This is a genomic window from Acidimicrobiales bacterium (assembly GCA_016794585.1).
Taxonomy (GTDB): domain Bacteria; phylum Actinomycetota; class Acidimicrobiia; order Acidimicrobiales; family DATDAH01; genus JAEUJM01.
In genome coordinates this window covers 25775-39970 of record JAEUJM010000025.1, presented here as the reverse complement: position 1 = coordinate 39970, position 14196 = coordinate 25775, and the positions used below count along the sequence as shown (strand labels likewise).

The 14196-nt window shown below is 71.1% G+C and carries 14 protein-coding genes; 6 read left to right on the top strand and 8 right to left on the bottom strand.

Features of this window, described 5'->3' with window-relative positions; translation table 11 throughout:
* Positions 1-268: 268 nt before the first annotated feature.
* Both JNK12_12660 and JNK12_12655 read left to right on the top strand, forming a co-directional pair.
* A complete protein-coding gene (locus tag JNK12_12660) occupies positions 269-910 on the top strand; it encodes a nitroreductase family protein (GenBank protein MBL8776785.1) in 642 nt (213 codons plus the stop codon).
* Between the two features lie 25 nt (positions 911-935).
* Positions 936-1580 (top strand): nitroreductase family protein, encoded by a 645-nt coding sequence (locus JNK12_12655; protein MBL8776784.1) that lies wholly within the window; start codon positions 936-938, stop codon positions 1578-1580.
* Positions 1581-1607: 27 nt separating this feature from the next.
* Here the strand turns inward: JNK12_12655 and JNK12_12650 are convergent, their stop codons facing one another.
* Complete coding sequence (locus tag JNK12_12650; protein MBL8776783.1) at positions 1608-2660, bottom strand: M23 family metallopeptidase; 1053 nt, start codon at positions 2658-2660, stop codon at positions 1608-1610.
* 197 nt (positions 2661-2857) lie between these two features.
* Entirely contained in the window at positions 2858-3595 is a 738-nt protein-coding gene (locus JNK12_12645; GenBank protein MBL8776782.1) for a GntR family transcriptional regulator, read from the bottom strand.
* Between the two features lie 55 nt (positions 3596-3650).
* On the opposite strand from JNK12_12645, the gene JNK12_12640 reads away from it, so the two are divergent.
* The gene (locus tag JNK12_12640) at positions 3651-5948 is read left to right on the top strand and encodes an aconitate hydratase (GenBank protein MBL8776781.1); all 2298 of its coding nucleotides are present in this window, start codon (positions 3651-3653) and stop codon (positions 5946-5948) included.
* A gap of 2 nt (positions 5949-5950) precedes the next feature.
* On the opposite strand, the gene JNK12_12635 is transcribed toward JNK12_12640, so the two are convergent.
* The 5 genes from JNK12_12635 to JNK12_12615 form a co-directional block, all read right to left on the bottom strand.
* A complete protein-coding gene (locus tag JNK12_12635) occupies positions 5951-6274 on the bottom strand; it encodes a type II toxin-antitoxin system PemK/MazF family toxin (protein MBL8776780.1) in 324 nt (107 codons plus the stop codon).
* Positions 6268-6513 carry a ribbon-helix-helix protein, CopG family gene (locus tag JNK12_12630; protein ID MBL8776779.1) on the bottom strand — a complete coding sequence of 82 codons (246 nt, stop codon included), beginning with the start codon at positions 6511-6513 and terminating at the stop codon, positions 6268-6270. Before JNK12_12630 ends, JNK12_12635 begins: the two co-directional genes overlap by 7 nt.
* Positions 6514-7183: 670 nt before the next feature.
* Positions 7184-7477, bottom strand: coding sequence for a hypothetical protein (locus JNK12_12625; protein ID MBL8776778.1), 294 nt, complete (start codon positions 7475-7477; stop codon positions 7184-7186).
* Between the two features lie 140 nt (positions 7478-7617).
* Entirely contained in the window at positions 7618-8097 is a 480-nt protein-coding gene (locus JNK12_12620; protein ID MBL8776777.1) for a hypothetical protein, read from the bottom strand.
* 7 nt (positions 8098-8104) lie between these two features.
* Complete coding sequence (locus tag JNK12_12615) at positions 8105-9526, bottom strand: HAD-IB family hydrolase (protein MBL8776776.1); 1422 nt, start codon at positions 9524-9526, stop codon at positions 8105-8107.
* A 229-nt stretch (positions 9527-9755) separates the two neighbouring features.
* Here JNK12_12615 and JNK12_12610 point away from each other — a divergent pair, with 229 nt between their 5' ends.
* Positions 9756-10676 (top strand): LysR family transcriptional regulator, encoded by a 921-nt coding sequence (locus tag JNK12_12610; protein MBL8776775.1) that lies wholly within the window; start codon positions 9756-9758, stop codon positions 10674-10676.
* Between the two features lie 60 nt (positions 10677-10736).
* On the top strand, positions 10737-12005 hold the full coding sequence (locus JNK12_12605; GenBank protein ID MBL8776774.1) for a citrate synthase: 1269 nt from the start codon (positions 10737-10739) through the stop codon (positions 12003-12005).
* A 35-nt stretch (positions 12006-12040) separates the two neighbouring features.
* Here the strand turns inward: JNK12_12605 and JNK12_12600 are convergent, their stop codons facing one another.
* Positions 12041-13024, bottom strand: coding sequence for an NAD(P)H-quinone oxidoreductase (locus JNK12_12600; GenBank protein ID MBL8776773.1), 984 nt, complete (start codon positions 13022-13024; stop codon positions 12041-12043).
* 46 nt (positions 13025-13070) lie between these two features.
* Here JNK12_12600 and JNK12_12595 point away from each other — a divergent pair, with 46 nt between their 5' ends.
* Positions 13071-14192: an acyl-CoA dehydrogenase family protein gene (locus tag JNK12_12595; GenBank protein MBL8776772.1), complete on the top strand. Its 1122-nt coding sequence runs from the start codon at positions 13071-13073 to the stop codon at positions 14190-14192.
* Positions 14193-14196: the final 4 nt, after the last annotated feature.

Sequence of the window (14196 nt, the reverse complement as noted above, 5' to 3'; positions counted from 1 at the left end):
CGAGGCATCGACGCCGTCCGAACCGAGTGGCTCACCATCCTCACCGGCCACAACCTCACCCTCCTCCACGCCCACCGGGCATGACCCGCCAGGGCACTGCCCGCGCCCCCACCACCACAGCGGCCTAACGAGACAGCCTCTGACAACAGGCCGCCGCGGCCAGAACGACGACCCCCATACGTTCTGGCCGCGAGAACACCGTCGTGACAACAGGCCGCCGCGGCCAGAACGACGGATCCGGGCGGGTGCAGCGACCTAGGTTGAGCGGATGCGCCTGAACCTCTCCGCCGACGAGCTCCTCACGACCACCCGCTCGGTGCGCAAGCGCCTGGACCTCGAGCGCCCGGTCGAGCGCGAGCTGATCGTCGAGTGCATCGACATCGCCCAGCAGGCGCCGACCGGGTCGAACAGCCAGGGATGGCAGTGGATGGTGGTGACGGACCCCGAGAAGAAGAAGGCGCTGGCCGACCTCTACGCAGCGGGCTTCGACCCCTACATCAAGTACGACGGCCCCGCCTACGGCGAGGGCGACCCCCGCACCGACCGCAAGGACGCGGTGAAGGGCTCGGCCACCTACCTGCGCGAGCACTTCCACGAGGTGCCGGCCATGGTGATCCCGCTCCAGGCGGGGCGGGCCGACGGAGCCGAGGCCTTCGGGGCGGCGAGCTACTGGGGCTCGATCCTCCCGGCGGTCTGGAGCTTCATGCTGGCGCTGCGCGAGCGGGGCCTCGGCAGCGCCTGGACGACGTTGCACCTCCCCAAGGAGCGCGAGGCGGCCGAGCTGCTCGGCATCCCCTACGACGCGTACACCCAGGCCGGCCTCTTCCCGGTGGCCTACACCAAGGGCACCGACTTCAAGCCGGCGTCACGGATCCCGGCGGAGCAGCTCATCCACTGGGACGAGTGGTAGGCCCGCCGGAGCGTACGTTGGCGGGGTGACCCTCGACCTCACCCTCGACGAGCTCCTCACCACCACCCGCGCCGTCCGCAAGCGCCTCGACCTCGAGCGCCCGGTCGAGCGCGAGGTCATCCAGGAGTGCATCGAGATCGGCCTGCAGGCGCCGTCGGCGTCGAACACCCAGGACTGGAACTGGATGGTCGTCACCGACCCCGAGCGCAAGCGGGGCCTGGCCGACCTCTACCGCGACATCTTCGAGCAGTTCTACGTCCCGCTGCCGATCCAGCCCTTCGAGCCCGACGACCCCCGCGGCTCACGCCAGGAGGCGGTGCGTTCGTCGGCGATGTACCTGGCCGACCACTTCCACGAGGTGCCCGCCCTGGTCATCCCGCTCCACAAGGGCCGGGCCGACGGCCTCGACGCCGCGTCCGCCGCCGCGTTCTGGGGCTCGATCCTGCCCTCGGTGTGGAACTTCATGCTCGCCCTGCGCGCTCGGGGCCTCGGCAGCGCGTGGACGACGATGCACCTCTACCACGAGCGCGAGGCGGCCGAACTGCTCGGCATCCCCTTCGACGGCTGGACCCAGGTCGGCCTCTTCCCCGTCGCCTACACGAAGGGCACCGACTTCAAGCCCGCCCCCCGCATCCCCACCGACGACCTCATCCACTGGGACACCTGGTAGCGGCTCCCTGGCGACGCTGGGCGATCGTCAGGGAATCGGCGCCGCGCCGGGAAGGCGGATGCCGGCGATCTCCTCGCGGCGATAGGGCAGGTCGAGGACGGCCCGGCGGCCACCCGGTTCCGCGAACAGCGCCGGCCCGGTACCGGTGAACATCGGCGCCCGCATCTCCCGACACCAGAGCACCTCGGCGCCCCGACGCCACCCCGGTTCGAGCGCCCCGATGCGATCGCGCTCCGCGACGACCGAGATCAGGTCGACGTGGGCGGACACGACGTCCTCGTCCCAGGCCGATGGCGACACGTCTGCGTCGCCCTCCACCGACGAGCCGTCGTGGGGCACCGGGTCGTTCCCGGTCCGCCAGAGCGAGGTCTCGCCGTCCGCGGTCACCGCGAAGGGGTCGGCGGCGACCCCGTCGACCCACGTGTTGTAGTGCAGGTGCGGCGCGATGAACGGGAAGAACAGCAGGAACTCGAGACCGGCCGCGCCCGACAGCCCGAGCACCTCGCCACGGGCGACCGACTGACCCTCGACCACATACGTGCGGGCGAGGTGGCTGTGCGTGGTCACCAGCCCCTGCCCGTGGTCCACCATCACGTCGCGCCCGCCGCGGTCCCACTCCTGGGCGACACGCACCACCAGACCGGGCGCACCGGCCACGACCGGTGTCCCGACGTGGCTGGCGAAATCGGTCCCCGCATGGCTGTCGTAGGTCCGCTGCCCCCCGAGGAAGTCCCGGCAGTGGGTGATCCTCACCGAGTAGGGCGAGCCCTCCGGTGGGCGGACGCGGTTGAACAGGTTGAGCACGGGGACCCGACCGTCGGGCAACGGGCGCTTGGTCCACGTGGGGACGCTGATGCGGGCCTTGAACTGGCCGAGCGACGTGCGGTCGAAGCGCACGCCGGGCGCGGTGGGGTCACCCCCGAGCGCACGTCGTGCCGCCGCCCACGCCTCGCCCGCCGGCGAGACCCCGATGGCGTCGCGCCATCGGACCGGCGTCTGGTCGAGCCCTGGAGGCAGTCCGCCGGCCGGCGAGCGGTGGCGCCGAGCACGCGATCGTCGAGCCCGTCCCTCATCCGCCACGGGGAGAGGGTAGCGACCGCCCTATCCCAGGACCGGCTGCTCCCGGCTCGCCGGACGAAGACGGCTCGAACGCCACCCGGCCGCCAGTGTGGATCTCGCCGCGCGTTGGCCGGAGAGGCGGCGAGGGAGGCGGCCGTGAGGATCGGACGCTCGTCCCCTCCTTCGGACGGGCCGGTCGAGGCGAGGCGAGGCGGCCTTCACGGTCCGTCGACGAGGCGGAGGCCGCTGGGGCTGATGGAGGCCTCGGCGTGGGGCAGGTCGACGACGAACTCCGTGCGGTGGGCCGGGAAGACGTGCTCGGACAGCAGGACGGCCCGGCCGTCGGCGTCCTCGGTGACGCGCTCGCAGACCAGCACGGGCGAGCCGGAAGGGATCTCGAGGGCCTCGGCGTCGGCGTCGGACGCGGCGTCGGCGCCGATGGTCTGGGTGGCGCCGCCGAACTCCACCCCGAGCAGGTCGTAGAACGACTTCGCCGCCACCTGGTCGCGGGACAGGCCCGAGCCGAGCGACTCGGGGCACCACACCGTGACTCGGGCGAAGGGCTCGCCATCGGCGAGGTTCACGCGACGAACCCGTAGGACGGTGTCCTCGCCGAGCACGGAGCGCACCCGGGCCGGCGCTCGGACGAACGCGAAGTCGAGGATCCGGCGCTCGGAGGGCACCCCCGAGGCGGCGAGCTGGCCCTCGATGGTGCCGAGCCGGCCGAGGGTCTGGCGTAGGGGGTCGGCGGCGACGAACCACCCGAAGCCCTGGCGGGACTCGACCAGCCCGTCGGCGCGCAACGCCTCGAGCGCTCGCCGGATCGTGACCCGGCTGGCGCTGTACTGTCCGGAGAGCTCGGACTCACTGGGTAGGAGCCGACCAGCCGCGAACTCACCCGCCTCGACCCGCTGACGCAGCTCGTCGGCGATCTGTTGGTAACGATGTGTGCGCACTTGTCTTCTACTTGTATCATGTCCGGAGCACGCAGGCACAGAGAGGAACCTCGCCATGGCCGCTGACCGCACCGAGCACACCGTCACCCCCACCACCCCCGTCGAACTGGTGGAGGGTGTCTACGCCACCCTCGAGGAGCGCGTCGCCATCGGCCGTCGCCGCCTCGGCCGTCCCCTCACCCTGGCCGAGAAGATCCTCATCAACCACCTGCGCGACCCCGAGGGCCAGGAGATCGAGCGCGGCCGCAGCTACGCCGACCTCCAGCCCGACCGTGTGGCCATGCAGGACGCCACCGCCCAGATGGCGCTGCTCCAGTTCATGACCGCCGGCCTCCCCCAGGCCGCGGTGCCCTCCACCGTGCACTGCGACCACCTGATCCAGGCCCGCGACGACGGCAAGGTGGACCTGCTCGCCGCCCTCGACAACAACTCCGAGGTGTACGACTTCCTCGAGACGGTGTCGGCCAAGTACGGCCTCGGCTTCTGGAAGCCGGGCTCGGGCATCATCCACCAGGTCGTGCTCGAGCAGTACGCCTTCCCCGGCGGGATGATGATCGGCACCGACAGCCACACCCCGAACGCCGGCGGCCTGGGCATGGTGGCCATCGGTGTCGGCGGCGCCGACGCCGTCGACGTCATGACCGGGCACCCGTTCAACGTGCGCTGGCCCAAGCTCATCGGCGTCCACCTCACCGGCTCGCTCAGCGGCTGGAGCGCCCCCAAGGACATCATCTTGAAGGTCGCCGAGATCCTCACCGTCAAGGGCGGGACGGGCGCGATCGTCGAGTACTTCGGCCCCGGCGCCAACTCCATCTCGTGCACGGGCAAGGCCACCATCTGCAACATGGGCGCCGAGATCGGCGCCACCACCTCGGTGTTCGCCTACGACGACGCCATGGCGCGGTACCTCAAGTCGACCGGCCGCGAGGCCATCGCCGACCTGGCCAACGCCCACGCCCACGACCTGCGGGCCGACGACGAGGTCCTCACCGACCCGTCGCGCTTCTTCGACGAGGTCATCGAGATCGACCTCGACACCCTGGCCCCCTTGATCAACGGCCCGCACACGCCTGACCTCGCCCGCACCGTGGCCGAGGTCGGCGCCGAGGCCGAGGCGAACGGCTGGCCGACCGAGATCAGCGCCGCCCTCGTCGGATCGTGCACCAACTCGTCCTACGAGGACATCACCCGGGCCGCGAGCATCGCCCGCCAGGCGGCGGCCGCCGGCCTCACCGCCAAGACCGACCTGATGATCACCCCGGGATCCGAGCAGGTGCGCGCCACCATCGAGCGAGACGGCCTCCTGGCGGACTTCGAGGCCATCGGCGCCACCGTGCTGGCCAACGCCTGCGGCCCCTGCATCGGCCAGTGGGCCCGCAGCGACGTGAAGGAGGGCGACACCAACACCATCGTCACCTCCTACAACCGCAACTTCCCGAAGCGCAACGACGGCTTCAGCACCACGCTGGCCTTCGTCACGTCGCCCGAGACGGTCGTCGCCCTGGCTCTCGCCGGGACCCTCGACTTCAACCCCGTCACCGACACCCTCACCAACGCCGCCGGCGAGGCCATCCGCCTCGACGTGCCCGTGGGCGAGGAGCTACCGGCCCTCGGCTTCGACCCCGGCGACAGCGGCTTCATCGCTCCCCCGGCGGACCGCTCGTCGGTCGAGGTCGCGGTCGACCCGAACAGCGACCGTCTCCAGCTGCTCGAGCCCTTCCCGGCGTGGGACGGCGAGGACTTCATCGCCCTGCCCGTCCTCGTCAAGGCGCAGGGCAAGTGCACCACGGACCACATCTCCGCCGCCGGTCCGTGGCTGCGCTTCCGTGGCCACCTCGAGAACATCTCGGGCAACCTCTTCCTCGGGGCCATCAACGCCTTCGACGGCGAGGCCGGCGTGGGCAAGGACCAGCTCGACGGCGAGCGCAAGCCCTTCCCCGAGATCGCCAAGCACTACCACGAGGCCGGCCAGCCCTGGGTGGCCATCGGCGACGAGAACTACGGCGAGGGCTCGTCGCGCGAGCACGCCGCCATGGAGCCCCGCTTCCGCGGGTGCCGCGCCGTGATCTGCCGGTCGTTCGCCCGCATCGCCGAGACGAACCTCAAGAAGCAGGGCGTCGTCCCGCTGTGGTTCGCCGACCCGGCCACCTACGACCAGATCGAGGAGGACGACCGCATCTCGGTGCTCGGCCTCGCGGACCTGGCCCCCGACACCCCGGTCCGCTGCCAGATCGTGAAGCCCGACGGCAGCACCGTCGACTTCGAGACCACCCAGACCTACTCCCCCGAGCAGATCGAGTGGTTCAAGGCCGGCAGCGCCCTCAACATCATCCGCCAAGCCCAGGCCGGCTGACGCTAGAAGCGGATCCCCAACGCGTAGCGGAGGGCGTGGTCGAGCTCGACCACGCCCATCCCTGCGACCCGACCCGCCGGTTCGGGGTCGAGGAGGGCTTTGCGAACCGTCATCAGGTTGTCGCACGACACCGCGGAACGGGCGGGGAGGCCTTCCGCGTCCCCGACGATGACCTCGGAGGCGATGCCGCGGATCGTGCGCGTGAGCGGTGCCACCGTGATGGCGTCGAGCACCGGGAGCGCGGGATCCCTCGTCACGACGCAGAACGGGCGGCGCCCCCAGGGCTCGCCGAGGTCGGCCCAGTGGATCTGACCCCGAGCTACCACCGCGGAGTCGCCTGGCGAGCCATGGCGAGCCCGACCTCGACCACCCACTCGTCCTGGGGCTGACGGCGATAGGCGTCCTGCAGACGGGCGTCGGCCTCGGCCTCATCGACGCCGTCGAGGAACGCTCGTGCGCACGCTCGCAACAACGCGGATCGGTTCGTCCCTCGTCGTTGCGCCACCGCGTCCAGCCCCTCGACCAGCTCGTCGTCCAACTGCACCAGCACCTCTCGTCGGGCCATGGAGCCTATGGTATCACATAGGGTGTTTCATATATTTTCATGATTTTACACGGCCCGATCTTGTCTACCGGAGGCAGAACCAGGGGGAGACGGGGAGACGGGGAGGATTCTCGGAAGCCTGAAGCCGCCGACGCCGGAGTCTCGGTTTCCAGAACCCGATGGCGGCGGGCGGCCGCTCGACGCCCGACGTCACGCCTTCGGGAACCCAAAGGCGCGAACAACGGGGCGAGCGGTGCCGCATCTCGCCCGGCGGCGCCCCCGAGTCCGTGCCCATCGGCGCAGGCCGCCCAATCCGTCGTTCTCGGCACCGTGAAGCCGCCGGCGCCGGCTCGAGCGTTCCCAGAACCGGTCGGCCCATGAGGCCCAGCGTTCTCGGCAGCGGTGTGTGCCCTCACCGGCGTTTGCCTGCCCAGAACGGACCGTGGGAGACAGATCGCCACGCTCCGCGCTCGATCCTGTGAGATCGCCTGAAACCCGACGCAATGGCCGTCGAGTTCCGACAGCTATTGCGTCGAGTTCAGGCAGGTCGGCTTTCGCGGCCTGATCTGACCACACAGCGTGATGCGCCCCACCGACTCGGCCCGGAACCCGGTCGGCGCCGCCTTGAAAAGCGCCTTTTGCCTTCCCCGTGGCAGCAGAGCTGGAGTCGCCGCCGGCCGCGACCAGCGGCTCAGCTGCGCCCGGAACGGTCGAGCAGCGCCTGCGCTTCCGCCGCCGCCTGCGCCATCTCGGGCGCCCGGCGGGCCTCGATACGCGGCGCCACGACCAATGTGAAGAAGATGCACAGCAGGAGTGCGACCAGTGGGAACACCGCTCCGACCGCAACGCCATCGCTGAGCTGACCGACGATGGCGACCACCGACACCAGGGCGAACCCGGCGAGCAGCGCCTTGGACCACCACGAGTCGAACCTCGACCAGCGCCGCTGCGCCTCCCGGTACTCAACGAGCACCTGACGGGCCACCGCGGGATCGGACGACGGCCGTCCTCGGTTGAGCCACGCCCGCGCCGCTCGGGCGCGCCGCAGGTCCTCGAGATCGGGCCAGCGTCCCGTAACCGCCTCTGCACGGCCTGCCTGTGTTCTGTCCGCCCCGGCACCCAGGCTCACGTCGAGTCCTTGGCCACAGCGGCGGCGTCCTCTGGGGCGGGGAGCAGATCACGGCCCACGCCGTGCTCGACCAGCACCCGTTCGGCTTCGAGAAGCACTCCCGCCTGCCTCTCGACACGGCGGCGGGTCAGGCCGGGCCCGAAGACCGCAGCGGCGATGCCCACCAAGCCGCACGCGCCCAAGAAGACGAAGGCCGGTGTCTGTGCATCCCCCAACCACCCGTCCACCAACAACCTCCCGCACTGAGTGATCACGACGACGAGTGCGAGGCGCATGCCACGTGACGACGAGAGCTGCGCCGTGGAACGCGCCTGCTCCGCCGCCGCAATGACCTCCGCGGCGACCAGTGGATCATCCGATCGCTCACCGTGGGCGAGCCAGTTGCGAGCATCGCGGCGGAGCTCGCGGGCCTCACGCCAGTCGCGGAGCGCCCGTGCGACGCCCGGACCTAGCTCGAGGTCGGGATCGTCAGCCACCATTGGATCAGTCGGTGCCGGGGCGGCGGGTGTCTTCGGCGTTGGGGTCGCCGCTGTAGCCCGGCGGGAAGGTGAGCATCAGCTCCTCGTCGGTCGGCTTGCGCCGCTTGCGGGCCTCGGGCGGCAGCAACTTCACGATGGCGGCCATGATCGCCGCCGTGTCGGCATCGGGGTCCTCGCGGCCGAGCTCCACGGGCTCACCCACCCGGATGCGCACCGTGGGCGGATCGGTGAGGTTCAAGACGTTCGGCAGGCGGGCCGAGCGGGGCCACACCTTCTCGGTGCCCCACAGCCCGACGGGGATCACGGGGGCGCCGGTCATCGCCGCCAGTCGGGCGGCGCCCCAGCGGCCGGTGAGCTTGGGCTCGAAGAAGGCCTTGCCCCGGGGGATGGTGCCCTGGGGCATCAGCGCCACCATCTCGCCGGCCTCGAGCGCCTGCGCCGCCGCCTTGAGGGGCTCGTCCGATCCTGTGGCCCGGTCGACCCGGATGCCGCCCATGGCCCGGGCGACCTGGCCCACGACCGGAGCGTCGAACACCTCCTTCTTGCCCAGGAAGCGGACCGGCCGGCCCCGCTTGGCGATGGTCACCGCCACCGCGAGCGGGTCGAAGTAGCTGCGGTGGTTCCCGCAGATGATCGCGGGGCCATCGGTGGGCAGGTTCTCCACCCCCTCGACGTCGAAGCGGGCGTAGGGGATGAGCTCGCTCCGCACCAGGGGCAGCAGCACCTGCTGGGGCTCGACGCCGGCGAGCTTCGGCACCCCTGGCGGCACGTCGAGGTGCAGCACGGGCCAGCGGCGGGCGGAGGCCACGATGGCCAGGCGCACATCGGGGTTGACCGCGGTGGCGTGGCGCACCGTGCTGAGCAGGGGGAGGTCGTAGAAGCTGTCCGAATAGGCCCAGCTGTCGCGCAGCTCGACCCCGTGCGACCGACACCAGGCCTTGACCGCCAGCAGCTTGCCCCGCCCCCATACGAACTCGCCGTCGATGGTGCCGTCGTAGGCGCCGTCGTCACGCAAGCCGTACCGGGTGGCCACGACGTCGTCCAGGCCGAGGGCCTCGGCGAAGGGCTTCACCACGTCGTAGGGGGTGGTCGTGGCCATCACGACGGGGCGTCCGGCCTCCTGGTGCTCGGCGATGAGCAGCTTGGCGAAGGGTGCCACCGACTCGAGGAGCGGCTCGACGATGGCCCGCCCCACCTGCTGGACGGTCGCCCGAGGCCAACCCGACGCGGCCCGGGCCGCCTGACGGGTCAACAACATGCCCGGCAGTGTCTCGCCCACCAGGTTGAACACGTCGAACAGGAGGCCCTCACCGGGCACGTGACGCTCGGGCAGGAGCCCCTCGCGACGCAGCTCCTCGGAGATCACCGGTCCGCTGGCACCGACCAGGAGCGTGCGGTCGAGGTCGAAGAACGCGGCGGTGGGCATGGCGAGACGCTAGCGGAGCAGGGGAAAAATTCGGAAGGGACCGACCGGGGGGCGGTCGGTCCCTTCCATTGGGGCCTGGAGAGCATCGGGGGGGACGGCTCTCCGCGGCCGGCTCGAGGGGGTCCAGGGGGGGACCGGACCAGTTCCCTCGGCTATCTGAGAAACATTGTGAACCGATGCACATGATCTGTCCAACAGTTGTTTGTGATACCCGTTATCGTGGCCGGTGATGGATCTCCGCCAGCTCGCCGCCGTCGCCGCCGTGGCCGAGCACGGCAGCTTCTCCGCCGCCGCTCGAGCCCTGCACACGGTCCAGTCGAACGTGTCGACCCACGTGGCCCGCATCGAGGCGGAGCTCGGCGTCACGCTGATCGACCGTGCCACCGGCCTGCCCACCGAGCAGGGCGAGGCCGTCGTCGCCCGCGCCCGTCGCATCCACGCCGAGCTGGACGCCCTCGAGTTCGACGTCGCGTCCCTGGCCGACGAGATCCGGGGCTCCGTGCGGGTGGGCGTCATCGGCACCACCGGGCGTTGGCTGCTGCCCCCGCTGCTCGAGGCCATGGCCGTCCAGCATCCCGGCATCCACGTGGTGGCCATCGACGCCACCACCACCTCCCTGCTCCCGCAGGTGGCGTCGGGCACCCTGGACCTCGCCGTCGTCAACCTGCCCGTCGACGAGGCCGAGCTCACCGTCGAGCCCCTCTTCGACGAGGACCGGATCCTCATCGCTCCGGCCGACCACCCGCTCGCCGCCCAGGACCGCGCCGGCATCGCCGAGCTCGCGGACCACCCGCTGCTGCTCGAGCCGGTGGGCACCGGCTTCCGCGATCTCCTCGACCAGGAGGCGGCCCGGGCCGGCGTCACCCTCCAGGCGAAGGCCGAGGTCGACGGCATGCGTCTGCTGGCCTCGCTGGCCATCACCGGGTTCGGGGCCGCCGTGGTCCCCGCCACGGCGCTGCCCTTCACCACGAGCGACGAGTGGAAGCAGATCCCCCTCGACGGCATCCCCCACCGCTCGGTCGGCCTCGTCCGACGCCGGCGCGGACTGCCCTCGGCCCCGGCACGGGCGATCCACGCTGCGCTGGTCGACGTGGTGGCCGCCCACGCCGACGCCCAGGGCGGCATCCGCCCCACGATGACGGGGAATTGACCCCGTCAGAACGCCGTCAGGCCAGTCACGGCCGCCATGCCTGCGGGTAGTGTGACCGCAATGCCAGAGACCGTGACGATCACTGACAACCGCACCGGCGAATCGGTCGAGATCCCCATCATCGACGGTGGGGTCGACTCCGAGCAGTGGCGCAAGCTGCTCCCCGGCGTCTGGTTCTACGACCCGGCCTTCATGACCACCGCGGCCACGTCGAGCGGGATCACCGAGCTCGACGGCGAGGCGGGCATCCTCCGCTACAAGGGCTACCCCATCGAGCAGCTGGCGGAGCAGTCCACGTACCTCGAGGTGGCGTACCTGCTCATCCACGGCGAACTGCCCACCGAGGACGAGTTCACCACCTGGAAGCACGAGATCACGTACCACACGTTCATCCACGAGAACGTGCGCAAGCGCTTCATGGAGGGCTTCCACTACGACGCCCACCCGATGGGGATGCTGGTCTCGGCCGTCGCCGCCTTGTCCACCTTCTACCTCGACGCGAAGGACATCTCCGACCGCGACGTCCGCAACCGTCAGATCATCCGCCTCATCGCCAAGATGCCGACGCTGGCCGCCTGCGCCCACCGCTTCAGCGTGGGCCAGCCGTTCGTCTACCCCGACAACAACCTGGACTTCGCCGCCAACTTCCTGTCGATGATGTGGAAGGTGGCCGAGCCCCAGTACGCGGCCAACCCCGTCCTCGCCCGGGCCATCGACACCCTCTTCATCCTCCACGCCGACCACGAGCAGAACTGCAGCACCACGGCCATGCGGGTGGTCGGCAGCTCGCACGCCGACCCGTACGTCGCCACCGCCGCCGCCGCAGCCGCGCTCTACGGCCCCCGCCACGGCGGCGCCAACGAGGCCGTCATCCGCATGCTCACCCAGATCGGCTCGTACGAGAACGTCGAGCCCTTCATCGAGGACGTGAAGGCCGGGAAGGGCCGTCTCCAGGGCTTCGGTCACCGGGTGTACAAGAACTACGACCCCCGGGCGAAGATCATCAAGCGGGTGGCCGACCAGGTGTTCGAGATCACCGGCAAGAACCCGCTGCTCGACATCGCCCTGAAGCTCGAAGAGGTGGCGCTGGCGGACGAGTACTTCACGAGCCGCAAGCTCTACCCCAACGTCGACTTCTACTCGGGCCTCATCTACCAGGCCATGGGCTTCCCCATCGACATGTTCCCGGTGCTGTTCGCCATCCCCCGCACGTCGGGGTGGCTGGCCCACTGGGGCGAGCTGCTCGAGCAGGGCCAGAAGATCGCCCGGCCCCGCCAGCTCTACATCGGCCCCGCCGAGCGCGACTACGTCGGGATCGCCGACCGCTAGGTCGGCACGGAACCGCCGCCGGCCGCCGCCCGCGGTCAGGCGACGTCGATGACGATCTTGCCGACGTTCGCGTTGGCGGCCATGTGCTCGTGCGCCTCGGCAATCCGCGCCAGCGGATAGTGGGAATCGATCACCGGGCGCGCCTTGCCCCGGTCGAACCACGGGAGGACCTCGCGCCCGAACTGCTGGGTCACGGCGATCTTCTCCTCGACCGGCCGGGGGCGCAGGACCGTCCCGATGATCGAGAGCCGCTTGGGCAGCAGCTTGCCGAGGGCGAACGTCGACTGCCCGGCGCCCATGACCCCCACCTGGATGATGCGGCCGCCCGTGGCCGAGGCGTCGATGTTGCGATCGAGGTAGTCGCCGCCGATCACGTCGAGGACGACGTCCACGCCACGACCGCCGGTGAAGTCGCGGGCGGCGGCCACGAAGTCGTCGTCGGTGTAGTCCACGACCAGGTCGGCGCCCAAGGCCTCGCACGCCGCCACCTTCCCGCTCGAGGTGGTGACGATCACCACCGCACCCGTGGCCCGGGCGATCTGGATGGCCGCGGTCCCCACGCCGGACGCGCCGGCGTGCACGAGCGCCACCCCGCCGGGCCGCAGCCCACCCTGGCGGACGAGGGCGTCCCACGCCGTGATCCACACCTCGGGGATGGCGGCGGCGTCGGCCAGCGGCACCGAGGCGGGAACGGGCAGCACCTGACGCTCGTGGGTGACGAGGCGCTCGGCGTAGGCGCCCCCGGTGACGATGCCCATCACCTCGTCCCCCACTTGGGCCGAGCGACAGCGGGCGCCCACCTCGGCCACCCGGCCGGCGAACTCCATGCCCGGGATCTCGTGCCCGGACGCCGGCGCCGGGTCCGGGTAGAGGCCCATGCGCTGGAGGAGGTCGGCCCGGTTCAGGGCCGTGGCCACCACCTCGAGGAGCACCTCCTCGGGGCCGGGCGCCGGGTCCGGCACCTCCCGGAGGGTGAGGACCTCCGGCCCTCCGTGGGATTCGAGCACGACCGCTTGCATGGCGCTCATGTTCGCGGGCGGGCCGCGCGACTGCCACCATGCCCGCGTGGACTTCGCCTTGGACGACGACCTGGAGGCCCTCGCCGCCGAGGCCCGCGCCGTCGCCGAGGAGTGGTCGTCACCCATCCCGGAGGACGGGTGGCTGGTCGGTCACTCACGCGAGTTCTCCCTCGAGCTCGCCCGCCGAGCGTGGCTGGGCATGACCTGGCCGGTCGAGGAGGGTGGCGGGGGCCGTTCATCGATCGAGCGGCTCGTGGTCTTCGAGGCGCTCATCGCCGGCGGCGCACCGGTCGCCTACTCCTGGTTCGCCGACCGCCAGATCGGCCCGACGCTGCTCCGCTTCGGGACGCCCGCGCAACGTGCCCGCTTCCTGCCCGGGATCATCGCCGGCACCGACCAGTGGTGCGTGGGGATGAGCGAGCCCGATGCGGGGTCCGACGTCGCCTCGCTGCGGACCCGGGCGGAGCGCACCGCCGGCGGCTGGCTGGTGAACGGCGCCAAGGTGTGGATGAGCGGGGCGGCCACGGGCGACTGGTGCTACCTGATCGCACGAACCGACCCCGAGGCCCCGCCGCACGCCGGCCTGTCCGAGCTCATCGTGGCCCTCGACAGCCCCGGGATCGACGTCCGTCCCATTCGGGACATGACCGACGCCCGCCACTTCTGCGAGGTCACCTTCACCGACGTCTTCGTGCCCGAGGAACTGCTCGTGGGCGAGGAGAACGGCAGCTTCCGCCAGGTGATGGCCCAGATGGAGCACGAGCGGGGAGGCATCGACCGGCTGATCTCGAACCGCACGCTCTACCGGGACTGCCTCCCGCTCGCCGACCGTGACGACCCCTTGGTGCGCCAGGAGATCGCCGCCCTCGAGACCGGGTACCGCATCGGCCGCCTCCTCGTCCTGCGTGAGGTGCTCGGACAGGCCCCGCCCAGCTTCTCGGCCGCCACCAAGACGTTCTGCACCGAGTTCGAGCAGCGGGTGGCGGCGTTCTGCGGGCGGGTCCTCGGGCCCGCGGCCCTCGTGCACGACGACGGCCTCGCCGGGCGGGTGGCCCGCAACCTCTGCTACGCGCCGGCCTACACGATCATGGGCGGGACCACCCAGATCCTGCGCAACATCCTGGGCGAGCGGGTGCTCCGCCTCCCCCGCGAGCCGCGCCCCACCTGACACC

Coding starts and splice junctions, on each gene's coding strand:
- JNK12_12660 (MBL8776785.1), top strand. CDS start 269: ATGCGCCTGAACCTCTCCGCCGACGAGCTCCTCACGACCACCCGCTCG.
- JNK12_12640 (MBL8776781.1), top strand. CDS start 3,651: ATGGCCGCTGACCGCACCGAGCACACCGTCACCCCCACCACCCCCGTC.
- JNK12_12630 (MBL8776779.1), bottom strand. CDS start 6,513: ATGGCCCGACGAGAGGTGCTGGTGCAGTTGGACGACGAGCTGGTCGAG.
- JNK12_12615 (MBL8776776.1), bottom strand. CDS start 9,526: ATGCCCACCGCCGCGTTCTTCGACCTCGACCGCACGCTCCTGGTCGGT.
- JNK12_12610 (MBL8776775.1), top strand. CDS start 9,756: ATGGATCTCCGCCAGCTCGCCGCCGTCGCCGCCGTGGCCGAGCACGGC.
- JNK12_12605 (MBL8776774.1), top strand. CDS start 10,737: ATGCCAGAGACCGTGACGATCACTGACAACCGCACCGGCGAATCGGTC.
- JNK12_12600 (MBL8776773.1), bottom strand. CDS start 13,024: ATGCAAGCGGTCGTGCTCGAATCCCACGGAGGGCCGGAGGTCCTCACC.